General features: G+C 55.7%; 12 protein-coding genes. 9 read left to right on the forward strand and 3 right to left on the reverse strand.

Translation table 11 applies throughout. The features are described 5' to 3' along the window. Nucleotides 1–7 precede the first annotated feature (7 nt). A complete protein-coding gene (locus Q8X48_RS16490; protein WP_003223812.1) occupies nt 8–421 on the reverse strand; it encodes an NADH-quinone oxidoreductase subunit A in 414 nt (137 codons plus the stop codon). Between the two features lie 713 nt (nt 422–1,134). Then, nucleotides 1,135–1,896, reverse strand: coding sequence for an SDR family NAD(P)-dependent oxidoreductase (locus Q8X48_RS16495; protein WP_407801172.1), 762 nt, complete (start codon nt 1,894–1,896; stop codon nt 1,135–1,137). A gap of 383 nt (nt 1,897–2,279) precedes the next feature. Between Q8X48_RS16495 and Q8X48_RS16500 the strand changes: the two genes are divergently transcribed. The 9 genes from Q8X48_RS16500 (at nt 2,280) to leuS (ending at nt 12,748) form a co-directional block, all read left to right on the forward strand. Continuing rightward, entirely contained in the window at nt 2,280–3,518 is a 1,239-nt protein-coding gene (locus Q8X48_RS16500; protein ID WP_407801173.1) for an aminotransferase class I/II-fold pyridoxal phosphate-dependent enzyme, read from the forward strand. Between the two features lie 9 nt (nt 3,519–3,527). Further along, nucleotides 3,528–4,355, forward strand: coding sequence for an HpcH/HpaI aldolase/citrate lyase family protein (locus Q8X48_RS16505; protein WP_015094379.1), 828 nt, complete (start codon nt 3,528–3,530; stop codon nt 4,353–4,355). Nucleotides 4,356–4,365: 10 nt separating this feature from the next. After that, entirely contained in the window at nt 4,366–4,890 is a 525-nt protein-coding gene (locus tag Q8X48_RS16510) for a MaoC family dehydratase (RefSeq protein ID WP_407801174.1), read from the forward strand. A 106-nt stretch (nt 4,891–4,996) separates the two neighbouring features. Beyond that, nucleotides 4,997–5,986 (forward strand): ornithine cyclodeaminase family protein, encoded by a 990-nt coding sequence (locus Q8X48_RS16515; RefSeq protein WP_407801175.1) that lies wholly within the window; start codon nt 4,997–4,999, stop codon nt 5,984–5,986. Between the two features lie 60 nt (nt 5,987–6,046). Then, nucleotides 6,047–7,030, forward strand: a complete 984-nt coding sequence (locus tag Q8X48_RS16520; protein WP_015094382.1) for a C-terminal binding protein — start codon at nt 6,047–6,049, stop codon at nt 7,028–7,030. After that, entirely contained in the window at nt 7,018–7,761 is a 744-nt protein-coding gene (locus Q8X48_RS16525; protein WP_015094383.1) for a class II aldolase/adducin family protein, read from the forward strand. Before Q8X48_RS16520 ends, Q8X48_RS16525 begins: the two co-directional genes overlap by 13 nt. After that, a complete protein-coding gene (locus Q8X48_RS16530; RefSeq protein WP_015094384.1) occupies nt 7,758–8,873 on the forward strand; it encodes a pyridoxal phosphate-dependent aminotransferase in 1,116 nt (371 codons plus the stop codon). The genes Q8X48_RS16525 and Q8X48_RS16530 overlap by 4 nt, the downstream gene beginning before the upstream one ends. Beyond that, the gene (locus tag Q8X48_RS16535) at nt 8,870–10,078 is read left to right on the forward strand and encodes an MFS transporter (RefSeq protein ID WP_227698116.1); all 1,209 of its coding nucleotides are present in this window, start codon (nt 8,870–8,872) and stop codon (nt 10,076–10,078) included. Before Q8X48_RS16530 ends, Q8X48_RS16535 begins: the two co-directional genes overlap by 4 nt. A gap of 78 nt (nt 10,079–10,156) precedes the next feature. After that, on the forward strand, nt 10,157–12,748 hold the full coding sequence (gene leuS / locus Q8X48_RS16540) for a leucine--tRNA ligase (RefSeq protein WP_015094386.1): 2,592 nt from the start codon (nt 10,157–10,159) through the stop codon (nt 12,746–12,748). A gap of 291 nt (nt 12,749–13,039) precedes the next feature. Here leuS and aceA read toward each other — a convergent pair whose 3' ends face one another. Beyond that, nucleotides 13,040–14,365: an isocitrate lyase gene (gene aceA, locus Q8X48_RS16545; protein WP_007970439.1), complete on the reverse strand. Its 1,326-nt coding sequence runs from the start codon at nt 14,363–14,365 to the stop codon at nt 13,040–13,042. Nucleotides 14,366–14,766 lie beyond the last annotated feature (401 nt).

Raw genomic sequence — 14,766 nt, forward strand, 5'->3', positions numbered from 1 at the left:
CAAAGCCTCATTGTTTCAGCTTCGCTTGCCGCTTGCGCCGAGCTTCCGGAGCCCAGTCAAGGGCGCCCACTCGGAATAGGTAGACAAGGCCTGCCAACAGAATTGCTATGAAAACGAGAGCTTCGACGAATCCGGTCCAGCCGCTTTCGCGGACGGACACAGACCATGCAAAGAGAAAGAGGGCTTCGATATCGAAGATCACGAAGAGCATCGCGACCAGATAGAATTTGGCTGAGAGCCGCAAGCGGGCGCCACCTGTAGGTAGCATGCCGGACTCGAACGGTTCGTTTTTGCTGCGGCCCCAGGCTTTTGACCCGAGGAGGCTGGAGACGCCCAGCATGAAGGCACAGAGGCCGACAACGCCTAGAAGGAAAATGGCAAAGCCCCAGTTGTGGGCCATGAGTCCTGTCGCTTCGGGCATGCTGGTAATCCTTAACAGAGAGCAAAGGTCTCTGAGCTTGAAAAGAAACAAAAGCAGTGACGATATGTCGCAGCAATCAATCCCGCTGATTTTATGGCTAAACACCCGGCAAGTAAAATTCCTATAGCGAAATTATTTATAGGAATAAGGACATAGCGCACCTCCAAAGCCCCGCAGCCCATGCGATGCGGGCATTAGCAGGGTTTTCATCAATTATGTTTTGTAGGGAATGTAACGAACATAGTTGTCGCCAAATGATAATCAATATTGTTTGAGTCGGTTTTCAAACTGTTTAACGGGTGAGTGGTCGGGAAGTTGTCTTACATGCGCGCTACTGCGAGCAGCGGACGGGGCATTTTTACCTTGGTTTTCCGAGCGAGAAACTGCTCTGGAACAATGTTTTTCCCTGAATCACCATCGCCCGTTGTGGGAGCGGGCTTGCCCGCGATGGCGGTGTGTCAGCCAACCATGCGCTTGATGATCCACCGTAATCGCGGGCAAGCCCGCTCCCACAGGGTTCGGCGGTGATTGTATATCTCAGGCAAAAACGCCCCGAACCAGGTCGGGGTATCAGATGTGCGGCGTTGCGGTTGGCTTTCGGTCCGCAACGGCCAGTTGTTTAGGCCAAGCAGATCAGAGGCGACAGGTACGACCTTGCTATGCCTCGTGCCAATAGGAAAAAAACATAAAGTCTGCTGCGACTTTAAGGTTCTCTAAATACAGCTGTGCCCCCCATCAATTACCAGATCAGCACCGGTCATCCATGATGACTCATCGGATGCCAGGAGGATGGCAGCGCCCGTCATATCCGAGGGAATTCCGGCGCGCTGCATTGGAATCTCTTTTTTTCTGTTCTGCCATAGCTCTGGAGCGTCCCGCCACTGGTTGGCGTTGCCGTTGGTGGCGGTCAGTCCAGGTGAAAGGGTGTTGACCCTGATGCCATAGGGAGCCAGTTCCAAGGCACAGCTTCGTGTAAGCATCGACAGTGCTGCCTTGCTGGCTTGATACGCTGACATTCGGCTGACTGCCTTGAAGGCGCTGACCGATGAAATGTTAATGATGCTGCCGCCCTGTTTGCGTGCTATGCAATCTTTTGCAAAGCGTTGAGTTGCAAAGAAGGGGAAGCGGAGGTTGACTGCAAGGGTGCGTTCGTACTCATCGCCGCTCAGCTCCAGAAATGGAGTGCGGGTTATGAATGCGGGATTATTGACAAGTATATCTATCGGTCCGATGTCTGCGTGCGCTTTCTCGAAGAGCGCATTTACGCTACAGCTTTCGGCATCCATTAGCATGAAACTGGCCCGCTGTTCAAGACGCTCGGCTATTTCAATAACTGCACGCGCGCCGGCTTCATCAGTGCGTGCGGTAATGAAAACGTCGGCCCCCTGCGCAACGAAAGCTTCGGCTATTGCTCTTCCAATGCCTGCCGATGCGCCTGTTATTAGAGCTCGCTTACCTTTTAATCTTCCTTCCATGAAGGAGCCTCCGTTTGGTGGTTGGGTGCAAATAGTTCAAGTAGGCGTAACGTTTGAATATAGAGAGGGATCTGCATTTTGCTGGCGTGGGATCTAACAAAACTATCTTGGTTTGTTACATGATAATTCAGAGCGGCGTTGGGTATAATTTCTCATCAGGATTGCACTTGCGTAAATATCTATCTGTTGAAGCTTTGTTAGTATTTCGGTTTGGTTTTGGCGAAAATTCCTACGGAACTTTCATTCGTAAATTACAGACTTTTCTGAGTTGCCGGAAAGAAATGAGTGTGTAAGGCTAATTGGGCTGGCATGAAGTGGCTGGTGTATTGAATTTTGCTGTTGTACTGGCTCTTCATGTGTCATCGGTCATAGAGAGGTCGTGTATGTCAGAGCAAAAAAATAAATATATCAACACTGCCAGATCCGTCGAAATGGGTAATCCCTCCTGGGGGCTTGCACAAGAGTCGGGGCTTACCGATTTGAGTATCGAGCATACTCGACAGGGGCGCATGCAAGACCAGAACGGTCATGAATTCATGAATATGTGCTCTTGTTCATATTTGGGGCTTGAGGTCGATGAACGTCTGGCGCGACGTGCTGCAGATTATGTGCTGAGTTGCGGTACCGTGAATTTGCCCACTTCGCGTATCCGAATAAGGTTGAAAGAACTCGATGAGCTTGAAGACGCCTTATCTGCCCATTTCAATTGTCGAGCATTCACAGCGACTTCCTGCAGCGCGGGCATCGTCGCGTCTCTTCCCCTGCTGGCAGCCGGTATGTTTACTGATGGCCAGCGCCCCTTTTTGATCTTTGATAAACATGCCCATTTTGCACTGAACCAGGTCAAGGCCATCTGCGGTGATGAAACGCAGGTTGTCACTTGCAATCACAATGATGTCGATTTCATCGAGGATATGTGCAAGCGTCATCCTTTGGTCGCGTATGTTGCTGACGGTGCTTACAGTATGGGAGGAAGTGCGCCTATTGAGCGGCTGTTGGCTTTGCAGAGCAAGTTTGGGCTGTTTCTCTACTTCGATGACTCTCATTCATTGAGCGCCTATGGCGAGCGGGGTGAGGGTTATATTCGTACTTTCCTGCCTGAGCTCAATCCGCGGACCCTGTTGGTTTATTCATTGGCCAAGGCATTTGGCGCCAATGGAGGCGGTATATTCATGTCGGAGAAGGCCAACTATCAGAAGATTTTCCGTCGTTTTGGCGGGCCAATGTCCTATTCGCAATATGTGAATCCCGCCGCTATAGGCGCTGCCATGGCTTCTCTGGATATTCACAAGACCAGTGAGCTTGGCGTTTTGCAGCAGAAGCTTAGTGCCAATATTCGCCTGTTCGACAGCTTGTTTGCGACGGAGCACGCGGGGTCGGGTCTACCGATTCGGGTTATCCCATTAGACAGTCCGGATATGGCGATTTCTGTTTCGGAGGGTGTCTTCAAACGCGGGTATTACACCTCGGCAGTATTCTTTCCCATCGTGGCCAGGAACAAATCCGGTTTGCGCGTGATGATGCGTGCAGACATGTCCCAAGAAGATGTCCGGAGCTTCTGCTCCGCTGTCCAGGCAGCGGTCAAAGAGGCCCGTCTGAACCTGAAACCTGTCCAGCGTTGAGAGGTTGCGATGTCCAATCCCACACCAAGAAGTTTGCTGTATTGCTCCGCCTTGCACCCTGAGCAATACGCCAAGAGTGCTCTGACGGATGTCATGGTGATTGATCTGGAGGACGGTGTTCCGCTCTCTGGGAAAGCTGAAGCCCGGTTGTGTGTCGAACAGTTCTATCGTTCCCGTGTTACGCAGCGTACAGCACTGCGTATCAATCCTCTGCGGGACAATCAAGGGTTGCTCGATCTGCTGCTGGTGCAATCACTTGACCAGCGGCCCGAGTTCGTTGTCCTGGCAATGACCGAAGCGGCGGCGGAGATAGAGGTGGTGCGCGCCAATTTAAGTCGTGATGGAGAAAGTCCGAAAATACTGGTCACCGTCGAAACACCGGCCTGTCTGCGGGATATTTACGCCATTGCATCGAGTGCCGATGGACTGATCTTTGGTTCCGCCGACTATGCGGCCAGCCTGGGGGTGCAGATCGGTGGCTGGAGCAACATCCTGCATGCCCGTGGGAGCATCGTCGCGGCCGCAAGCGCCGCGGGTATTCCCGCGTTCGACACCGCTTACTTCAATCTCGACGACGAGGCGGGGCTGCTGAAGGAATGCCAGGACACCCGGGAGTTGGGATTCAGTGGCAAGACCTCCATTCACCCAAGGCAGATTCCCATCATCAATGATGTGTTCACTCCTTCCATCGCTGAGTACGAACATGCTTTGGCAGTTGTGCAGGCTGCGGAGAACAGTGGTGAAAAAATCACCCGGTTGAAAAACCTCATGGTGGGACCGCCGTTTGTGAAGCAAGCCAGGAAACTTATCCAGCGCGCCCAGGAACTGGGCCTTTGAGGAGAAGGTTATGGAACCGATGATTTCGGCCCATGTACGGATCGGTGCAAATCGCTACCGGGAGTCTTATGGCTTGCACTACGAAGAGTTTGTGGTGGGGGATGTATTCGAGCACCGCCCCGGCCGAACTGTGACTGAGCTGGACAACATCTGGCAGTCACTGGTGAACATGAACAACCATCCTGCACATATCGACGTTGCTTATGCCCAGCGCACCGAATTCGGGAAATTGCTGGTCAACAGTTCGGTGACCTTGTCGATTATCAGCGGCATGACGGTAGCGACAATGAGTGCCCGGGCGATCGCAAACCTGGGCTGGGACGAAATTCGTCTGCCAAATCCGGTTTATGTCGGCGACACCTTGTACGCCGAGAGCGAGGTTGTCTCCAAGCGTGAATCCCGATCGCGTCCGGGGCAAGGCATTGTCACCATCAGGGTGATTGGTCGTAAGCAGGATGGCACCCCCGTGATCACTTACCTGCGCACCTTTTTGGTTCCCAAGCAAGGGCATTCCCAAGACTACCCGGTCGGCTAGGCGTCTCGGGATGGCGATGTCGATGGATGGAGGCACTCAAGCATGAGTGCTGCCGGCTCGAGGATGGCCCGTATCTTCGAAAAGCTTTGATGGAAAAGGAAAAGCCATGCTGCTTCTTAATCGCGAAGATATCGGGCGTTGTGTCGAGTTACTAACGCTTGTTCGCGCACTCGAAAAAGCCCACCGGGGGTTTGCACTCTCGCCTCCTGTGGTTCCGCAACGTTCGATCATCACACACGAGCGACAGAAAGCATTCTCTTTGTTCATGCCGGCCTTTTTGCCCGGAAGCCAGACGCTGGGCATCAAAGTGTCGTCGTTTCATCCCGGCAACGCTATGCATGGGTTATCGGGGGTCAATGGCGCGGTTTTGCTGATCGATATCGACAGCGGGAGGTTGCTAGCCATGATTGACAGTGCAGCCCTGACGGCGATTCGTACCAGTGCCATGAGTGCCCTGGCGACGGACAAGCTCTGCCCGCGGGAGCGACTCAATCTGGCGGTGATCGGTGCTGGGGCTCAGGCCGCAGCGCATACCAAGGCGATGGCCGCTATCAGAGATCTGGGGCAGGTCAGGATATTTTCCCGTTGCCTGGCCAAAAGTGTCGCTTTGGCCGAGCGCCTGTCCATTGTGCTTGCGCTGCCGGTCGAGGCCGTCAACCGCATGGAGGAGGCGCTGGCTGATGCGGACATAGTCTGCACGACGACCTCCCATGACAGTCCACTGCCCTTGATTGGAGTGCATCAGCTCAAATCCGATGCCCATATCAATGCCATTGGTGGCAGTACGCTTCAGGCGTGCGAGATCGATCCCCGGTTACTGGGCAACGCTCAAGTTCATGTCGATCATTTGGACGCCGCATGTCGTGAGTCGGGCGAAATTGCTCAGGCGTTGGCGTTGTCGGTGATTGGTGTAAAGGACATCCGGGAAATCGGTGCTTTAGCCGTCGAGCAGCCTTCGCCAGTAACGCATAAACAAGGTCTGAGTTATTTCCGCAGCGTCGGCCACGCCAGTCAGGACATGGTGGTCGCTGCCTGCCTATATGACGTGGCCATGGCACGGAACATCGGCAAACACTGCGACTACCTCAGCGGCTGAGGGCTGCCAGGCGCGAAATTTGAATCGGCAATGCTACTGCTAGGGAAGGAGGAGAAGCTCATGAATATTCTGATGATCGATTCGCGGAGAGTGAATTATGTCGACCCTGGGGAGTATGTCTCGGGTTCGGCGCATCAGCCCTATAGCCTGGAGGTCACATCCCGGCCCTCGGATGAACAATTGGCCCGCGCCGACGGGATCATCGCCTTTCATTCGGTTGTCATCGACGCGCCATTGGTGGCCAGGATGCATCGATGCCGCGCGTTGGTGAAGGCGACCATTGGCCTTGATGATGTGGATGTCGAGGCTTTGAGCGCGAAAGGCATTCTTTGCTCCAACATCGGCTCTGTGGGGGCGGAGGAAGTCGCGGAGCACGCCATGGCGTTGATTCTCTTTGCCCAGCGCAAGCTTCTCGACTACGCCAGGCACACCCGGCAGGGCGGCTGGAGCTGGCGAGCTCATACTGGCGAGGTCAAAGCCTGCGCAGATACGGTCCTGGGGTTGATCGGTTATGGCGCAACAGGGCGAGCATTGGCGCGCAGAGCGGTGGCCCTGGGTTACCGGATTTGTTTTTACGATCCTTGGGTCGAGCGCTGTGTCGAAGGTATTGCGCAGGGCGGCACGCTGGAGTCGTTGCTCGATACGGCCGATGTCATATCGCTGCATTTGCCTCTTAATCCGGACACTGCGCATTTGATGAACGATGCGCGATTTTCGCGGATGAAGCACGGTGCGACCCTGGTCAATACTGCGCGAGGTGGCATCGTCGATACCAATGCTCTGCTTCTGGCCCTGCAGTCCGGGGTAGTGTCAATGGCACTGCTGGATGTCGTGCAGGAGGAACCGGCACCTCCCCAGGCCCTGATCGAACATGAGCGTGTGTTATTGACGCCGCATGCCGCGTTTTACAGCGAACGCTCTCTGGCCGATTTGAAGGCCAATGCCCTGGAAACGATTCTGGGTCTGCTACAGGGGACAAAGATCAAAACCGTGGTCAATCCCGATTGCGTATCGGGGGGAGGCAAAGGGATATGCCTGAATTAAAACTGGCGGGACTTGAAACTTCCCGATCCGGGTTGCCAGCCTGGTTCGACGTGGCGATCGGCAGCAGTATTCTTCAATACGGTCAGCGCTTGGCGGCGCGACAGCTGTTGGTCAATACGCTGGGCAATATCGCTGTACGAAGCCACTGCGCATACTGGCAGCGCGAAGTGATCTACACCAAACACCGCGGCGTCTCCCTGGAAGAGTGCGGTCTTGAACATCTGGCTGTGCTGGATATGCAGTCCGATGAGCTTTTGCACGGTCGTTTCAGACCCAGCCTGGGGCACCAGATGCACCGGGAAATCATGCGCTGTCGCGCTGATGTCAATGCCACGGTGCATCTTCATCCCAATGAAGTCATTTCCTTCTTCGCTGTCATGCAATGGCGTGAAATGGAGTACGTGTCGAACGACACGGCACTGGTGATGGGCAAGCCACCGTGCATTCTTGGTGAGGGTGTGAATGTCGAACTGGATGTCAGTGCCATTGGCCGCTGCGCCAGCGACACCAACTGCATTGTCATGCCCAGTCATGGCATTACCTGTTTTGGCCGCGACCTGTCCGAGGCGTTTCATCGTGCCGTGGCATTCACTGCGGAAATCAGTCGATTGATTACGAGCCAGTATTTATCGGCGGCCACAGGGAAGTCGGTGGTGTATGCCAGCGACGAAGAGGTCAGGCAGATGTATGAGCTCGGCGAACAGGTGATCTACGGAGGGATGCACAAATGAAGTTTCACGGACACATCTTGCGTTCCGGATTATGGAAGTCTCCGGAACGCGATCTCTCGTCGGTGTTGCTGGATCTGAATGAAAACCAGTTTCTACATGAGTTTCTGGCGCGGTTCATGGCCACCGAATTGAAGCCTCGGGATCTGTTCACCTACCCCAATTATCAGCCACTCCTTAGCGAGCTGGCAAAGTACTGCAAGGTGTCGACCGACAGCTTGCTGTTGACCAATGGGGCGGATCAGGCAATCGATCTGGTGATACGGTCGGTGTTTTCGCCCGGGGATCGGGTGGTAGTTCCTTCTCCGGTTTTTTCCTTCTATTACCAGATGCTCGACGTCAATGGCGTGGCGCCGGTGATCGTGGGCTTCGAGAAACAAGCCCAAAGATTCGTGCTGCCGACCGAGGCTGTGCTCGAGGCTTTGCAAACCTGTCAGGGACTGATCCTGTGTAACCCCAACAATCCTCTGGGCGTACGTATTGATCCTGAGCAATTGAAAGCTCTTGTCGAGACTTGTGTAAGACAAGACAAGCCGATGATCGTTGACGAATGCTACTTTGAGTACCTGCAACACTCGTGTCTGGATACATTCAACACGGCCAGGCAGTTGTTCGTCATCCGTTCGTTCTCAAAGTACTTTGGCCTTGCCGGGTTGCGTCTGGGGTATGTGATCACGCGACCGGAATCAATCCGTGAACTGATGAAGGTGCGCGGACCCTGGGATGTAAACCATGTGGCGGTGAAAGCTGCGCTGTTCTGCTTGCAGAACCGGGAAGCATTGCAGCGGGCTCACGATAAACTCGCGCAGATCAAGCGTGAAATAATCGAAGTCTGTCGGGCCAACGCGATCGTCGTATACGAAAGCGATACGAATTTTTTGCTGTTGCAGGATCAGTCCGACGGTCGTCTGGCCAACGCTTTCGCTCAGGCCAAAATTCGCGTCAGCGACTGTTCGCAGTACCCCCACAGCTTCGGCCTGCTCCACAATATGTTGCGTGTGGCCATTCCTGCTTCGTCGGATCTCAAAACATTCCTGATGGCAATATTGCTTGGCAGCGGCAGTACGGCTGCCAGCGTTGCTCACTTGCGCAGCGTCGAGGTGATTCTCAAGTGAAGGGATTGCTGAAAAGGATCGGTATGGCAGAAGGGATGCGCAATATCGTTTTGCTTCGGTTGCTGTTCGTCATGGCGAATGCCTTGGGGCCTTTTGCTGCTTTGTTTTTCCAGCGCCACTACCAGCTCGACAGTTCGGCGGTGGCCTTGGTAATCACGCTGATGTCGGCGTTCTATCTATTGGGCAATCTGTTGGGCGGGGTGCTGATCGGTCGTTGTTCCTTCCGGGTGCTATTGATCTGTACCTCGTCTTGTTCATCGGTGTTTTTGTTGTTTGCTGCACTGTTCAGCTCATCGATCGCATCCATTGTGATGGTGCTGCTGTTCATGCTGTGTGCGGGCCTGATCACGCCGGTATTTAGTGTCCTCACGTCCTTGGCGGCGGATGAAAGCAATCGCGTCGCCAACTTTGGCTATTTACACCTGGCCAGCAATCTGGGGGGCGCGCTGCTGTTCGTGATTGGTGGGTATTTGCTCGGCCTGGACAGTCACTACCTGATGATTTTTGCGATGGTCGTGAGTGTGTTGTGCCTTTTGGCGAGTATCTTTCTGGCTCTGCCGGAACGCCAGAGCGCCGTACCTGAAGCCAGAAGGGCTTCCATCGGCGCACTGGTTGATGTGCCAAGGATCGTGATCGTTGCGGGCGCAATGTTCTTTGCGTTGTCGGTGCTGGATGCGCAGCGTGAATATCAGCTGCCTCTATGGCTTGACGTGGTAACGGCGGGGAAGGCCGCCAGCGTGTTCGGTGCTGTAGGTATCGTCAATGCGTTGATGGTGATCGTGTTGACGCAACCACTGATAGCGTTGACGTCGCGTTTCGGGGCGCTCACCAATCTGTCCCTGGCTGCGGTTTTTTACGGTATCGGATTTGGCGCCTATGCCTTTTTCGAGCAGACAGTTCTGATCCTGTCGTTTGTTTTCTTCTGGACGCTGGGTGAGATTCTCGGCATTACCTACATCACCGCGCTGATTTCACAGAAAACCACATTGCAAACCCAGGCCAGTCTTTTTTCCCTTATTCCGATCGTGCTGGCGGGGGCGAGGATGGTATCCGTAGGGCTGGGCGCCTCGTTGATCAGCGGGGTCGGTTTCCAGCTGAGTTGGAGTCTTTATGGGCTGTTGGGCCTCCTGTTCGGAGGCGGCTGTCTTTTGGTTGCTGCCAGGACGGCTGTAGCGCCCCGTGTTTCATCGCCGGACAGGAACTGAAGCAAATCGACCGGTAACTTTTAAGGAGTGTGAGCCGAGCGAGTCGTTGTTCAGCTCCTGCAATGTTGAGGAACCTCTATGCGACCACAGTATGATCCAGTCTGGGTTGAAAGTACGGCTCAGGCCAAATGGCTTCAAGGTGATGTATTCAGGGCGGTCGAAGATCAAAGTCGGCCGAAGTTTTATGCCTGCTCGATGCTTCCCTATCCATCGGGAAAGTTGCATATGGGGCACGTTCGCAACTATACGATCAACGACATGTTGGCCCGTCATTTACGCATGAAAGGGTTCAATGTCCTGATGCCGATGGGCTGGGATGCTTTTGGTTTGCCGGCAGAGAATGCGGCCATGCAGTCGGGTGTTTCTCCCGCCGAGTGGACACGACTGAACATTGCGGACATGAAGGCGCAAATGCAGCCGCTGGGGCTGGCCTTCGATTGGTCGCGCGAGATCGCCACCAGCGACCCACAGTATTACAAATGGAGTCAGTGGTTCTTCCTCAAGTTGCTGGAAAAGGGCGTGGCCTACAAGAAAACCCAGATAGTCAACTGGGATCCTGTCGACCAAACGGTGCTGGCCAATGAGCAGGTGATCGAAGGTCGAGGCTGGCGCTCGGGGGCGCTGGTCGAGAAGCGGGAAATTCCCGGGTACTACCTGCGTATCACGCAATATGCCGAAGAGTTGCTATCGGCCATCGACACGCTGGATGGCTGGCCCGACAGGGTGCGCACCATGCAGCGCAACTGGATCGGCAAGGCCAGCGGTGTTCGTCTGGCATTTGCCCACCAGATCCGGGATGCGTCGGAGCAACTTATCGATGCAGGCAAGCTGTGGGTGTTCACAACCCGGGTGGATACGCTGATGGGGGTGACCTTCTGTGCCATTTCTCCCGAGCATGCACTGGCCAGGCGGGCTCTGGAGCTTGATCCGAGCCTGGAGTTGCAGGTGCGGGCGTGTCGTCAAGCGGCGGATGCCGGTCCCGCCTCCAGCGTTCAGGTCAAGATCGGCGTTCCCAGCGGTTTGCACGTCGAGCACCCGTTGACCGGTGAGCCTGTCGCACTGTGGATTACCAACTATGTGCTCAGCGAATACGGTGAAGGGGCCCTGATGGCCGTGCCTGCCCACGATGAGCGTGACTTCAACTTTGCCCATCAATACGGTTTGCCTGTTCGCCAGGTCATTGCCTCCGATGATCAGGCGTACGAGCCCGAGGTCTGGTCAGACGATTACACCCGTCGGGACGGCCATCTGATCAACTCCGGCACCTTCGATGGGCTGACAGTCGAACAGGCCACTCAGGCCATCGTCGCGGCGTTGGTTGAATGTGGCATGGGCGAGGAAACCACCACGTGGCGCCTGCGCGATTGGGGGATTTCACGGCAGCGGTACTGGGGAACCCCAATTCCCATCATCCATTGTGAACAATGTGGCGACATCCCGGTACCTTACGCAGATCTGCCCGTGGTGTTACCCACCGATTGTGTTCCCGACGGCAGCGCAAACCCGTTACTGGAACATGAAGGATTTCGCCATGTGGCTTGCCCTCGCTGCGCGGCGCCGGCGCTTCGAGAAACGGACACCATGGATACCTTCGTCGACTCAAGCTGGTACTTCATGCGCTACTGCGATCCCGACAGTGCTACCGCGATGGTGGGGCCAGGCAGCCAATACTGGATGCCCGTCGATCAATACATCGGCGGTATCGAGCATGCTGTGCTGCATTTGCTGTACGCCAGGTTCTGGACCCGGGCTATGCGGGATGAAGGGCTGGTGGCGTTCAGCGAACCGTTCAAGAACCTGTTCACCCAAGGCATGCTGTTGCGGGAAAGTTATTACCGCAAAGCGGATGACGGCAGTCGGCGATGGTTTTATCCCGCGCAGGTGACGGTCGAGTACGATGAAAAAGGTCGCCCGGTAAAGGCTACGGCGCTTGAGGACGGTTTGCCCGTCACCATTGGCGGCGTGGAGAAAATGTCCAAGTCGAAGAACAACGTCGTCGAGCCGAAGGACATCATCAACACGTTCGGCGCCGACACTGCCCGTTTGTTTACTATTTTCGCGGGACCTCCCGACCAGGACACGATCTGGAGCGACAGTGGGGTGGAGGGTGCTTATCGCTTCCTGCGCCGGCTATGGACTTTTGCCTGTGACAGCCGGGCCCCGGATGGTGGGGATGCTCGGGTTGAGGACGTTGCCGAATCCAGACGCGTGCGCTTTGAGATACATCGCTTGCTGCAGCAGATCAACAACGATTACGAACGGCTGCAATACAACACTGTGGTTTCGGGTGCGATGAAGATGTTCAAGGTGCTGGAGGGCGGCAGGTCGGCTGGCCCGCACGCGGCCCGCGAGGGGATGGCGATCCTGTTGCAGGTCCTGTATCCCGTTACGCCGCACATCGCCCAGACACTCTGGGCGGAACTGGGTTTCGCAGGTGACATCTACGACAGTTCGTGGCCGGTACCCGACAATGAAGCCTTGAAACAGAACGAAGTAAAAATGATGGTGCAAGTCAACGGCAAGTTGCGTGGGGACATCATGATCCAGGTTGATGCCGATCACGATGCGATACGGAGCCAGGCATTGGCTGATCCGGTGTTGCGCAGTTATCTGGAAGGCGCGGGCAGGATGATTGTGGTGCCCAATCGACTGGTTAACTTCGTTATCTGATTCCCGGTCGCTCACTCCGCTTAGAGATGGAGCAACGTTTTTGCCCAGACTGCCGCCGACTCTTGTAGGAGCTGACGAGTGAAACGAGGCTGCGATCTTTTGACTTTGTTTTTTAGAAGCAAGATCAAAAGATCGCAGCCTCGTTTCACTCGTCAGCTCCTACCGGGGTTTTGCAGTGTTGGTTAAATCGCAGGCAAAAAAACGCCCCGAACCAGTCGGGGCGCCAGATGTGCGGCGTTGCGGTTAGCTTTCTATTCGGTCCGCAACGGCCGTTCGTTCAGGCGAAGCAGATCAGTGGAACTGTTCTTCTTCAGTCGAGCCGGTCAGCGCGGTTACCGAAGACGAGCCACCCTGGATCACGGTGGTCATGTCGTCGAAGTAGCCGGTGCCCACTTCCTGCTGGTGGGCCACGAAGGTGTAACCCTTGGCGGCGTCAGCGAATTCCTGCTCTTGCAGCTTCACGTAGGCAGTCATGTCGTTGCGGGCGTAGTCGTGCGCCAGGTTGAACATGCTGTGCCACATGTTGTGAATGCCGGCCAGGGTGATGAACTGGTGCTTGTAGCCCATGGCGGACAGTTCGCGCTGGAACTTGGCGATGGTCGCGTCGTCCAGGTTTTTCTTCCAGTTGAAGGAAGGCGAGCAGTTGTACGACAGCAGTTGGTCCGGGTATTCCTTCTTGATCGCTTCAGCGAAGCGACGAGCCTCGTCCAGGTCCGGCTTGGCGGTTTCGCACCAGATCAGGTCGGCGTACGGAGCGTAGGCCAGGCCGCGAGCGATGGCCTGGTCCAGACCGGCGCGCACTTTGTAGAAGCCTTCCTGGGTACGTTCGCCGGTTACGAATGGCTGGTCGTACGGGTCGCAGTCGGACGTCAGCAGGTCAGCAGCGTTAGCGTCGGTACGAGCCAGGATGATGGTCGGAGTACCGGCGACGTCAGCTGCCAGACGGGCAGCGGTCAGCTTCTGTACGGCTTCCTGGGTAGGAACCAGTACCTTGCCGCCCATGTGGCCGCATTTCTTCACGGAAGCCAGCTGGTCTTCGAAGTGAACGCCGGCGGCGCCTGCTTCGATCATGCTCTTCATCAGCTCGTAGGCGTTCAGTACGCCGCCGAAACCGGCTTCGGCGTCAGCCACGATCGGTGCGAAGTAGTCGATGTAGCCAGCGTCGCCAGGGTTCTTGCCGGCTTTCCACTGGATCTGGTCGGCACGACGGAACGAGTTGTTGATGCGCTTGACCACGGTTGGAACCGAGTCCACCGGGTACAGCGACTGGTCCGGGTACATCGATTCGGCGGAGTTGTTGTCCGCAGCAACCTGCCAGCCCGACAGGTAGATTGCCTGGATGCCGGCTTTGACTTGTTGTACAGCCTGGCCACCGGTCAGGGCGCCCATGCAGTTGACGAAATCTTTCTCAGGACGGAAGGCTGGCTTGGCACCCTGGGTGACCAGGTTCCACAGCTTCTCGGCGCCCATTTTTGCAAAGGTGTGCTCAGGTTGAACCGAGCCACGCAGGCGGACGACGTCAGCAGCGGAGTAAGTGCGTGTCACGCCTTTCCAGCGCGGGTTTTCAGCCCAGTCTTTTTCGAGGGCTGCAATTTGCTGTTCGCGTGTCAGTGCCATGGGAGATAAACCTCGTCGCGTCTTTATGAAAAGTTGTTCTGCGGTGGAAAATTCCTGCGCTCGCTGACCAGAAGCTTAAGCGGTCAAGTCGGATTCGGCGGGGAGGGCGACGGGATGAACGATGGGCTCGAGGGGAAGTGAGCAGGTAAAGGCGAACTGCGGGCGCATTCGGGCGTCGTGGGCCTTGGTACGAACATCAGTGTGGTGCCGGGTTACCTATTACGCTTCCGTCCCTCGGGACAACTTCGTTCCAGTCGACAACCTCGTCAAACACACCTTGTGGGCGGTACAGACACGAAGCGGTTCGCGGGGGTAGGTGCGAACATCGCCTCGAAGGCCCTTGCCAGGGCCCCTGATTAGCGGGAGCGAGGCCATCATGCCTTCGCTTTTTTGGCTCGTCA

Origin of the sequence: Pseudomonas sp. QLc11A, assembly GCF_052112305.1 — a bacterium.
Classification (GTDB): Bacteria; Pseudomonadota; Gammaproteobacteria; order Pseudomonadales; family Pseudomonadaceae; genus Aquipseudomonas; species Aquipseudomonas laurylsulfatiphila.

Bases quoted from the DNA above. Each gene is read 5' to 3' on its own strand.
- Q8X48_RS16500 (WP_407801173.1), top strand. From the start codon at position 2,280: ATGTCAGAGCAAAAAAATAAATATATCAACACTGCCAGATCCGTCGAA.
- Q8X48_RS16515 (WP_407801175.1), top strand. From the start codon at position 4,997: ATGCTGCTTCTTAATCGCGAAGATATCGGGCGTTGTGTCGAGTTACTA.
- Q8X48_RS16505 (WP_015094379.1), top strand. From the start codon at position 3,528: ATGTCCAATCCCACACCAAGAAGTTTGCTGTATTGCTCCGCCTTGCAC.
- Q8X48_RS16490 (WP_003223812.1), bottom strand. From the start codon at position 421: ATGCCCGAAGCGACAGGACTCATGGCCCACAACTGGGGCTTTGCCATT.
- leuS (WP_015094386.1), top strand. From the start codon at position 10,157: ATGCGACCACAGTATGATCCAGTCTGGGTTGAAAGTACGGCTCAGGCC.
- Q8X48_RS16495 (WP_407801172.1), bottom strand. From the start codon at position 1,896: ATGGAAGGAAGATTAAAAGGTAAGCGAGCTCTAATAACAGGCGCATCG.
- Q8X48_RS16530 (WP_015094384.1), top strand. From the start codon at position 7,758: ATGAAGTTTCACGGACACATCTTGCGTTCCGGATTATGGAAGTCTCCG.
- Q8X48_RS16525 (WP_015094383.1), top strand. From the start codon at position 7,018: ATGCCTGAATTAAAACTGGCGGGACTTGAAACTTCCCGATCCGGGTTG.
- Q8X48_RS16520 (WP_015094382.1), top strand. From the start codon at position 6,047: ATGAATATTCTGATGATCGATTCGCGGAGAGTGAATTATGTCGACCCT.
- aceA (WP_007970439.1), bottom strand. From the start codon at position 14,365: ATGGCACTGACACGCGAACAGCAAATTGCAGCCCTCGAAAAAGACTGG.
- Q8X48_RS16510 (WP_407801174.1), top strand. From the start codon at position 4,366: ATGGAACCGATGATTTCGGCCCATGTACGGATCGGTGCAAATCGCTAC.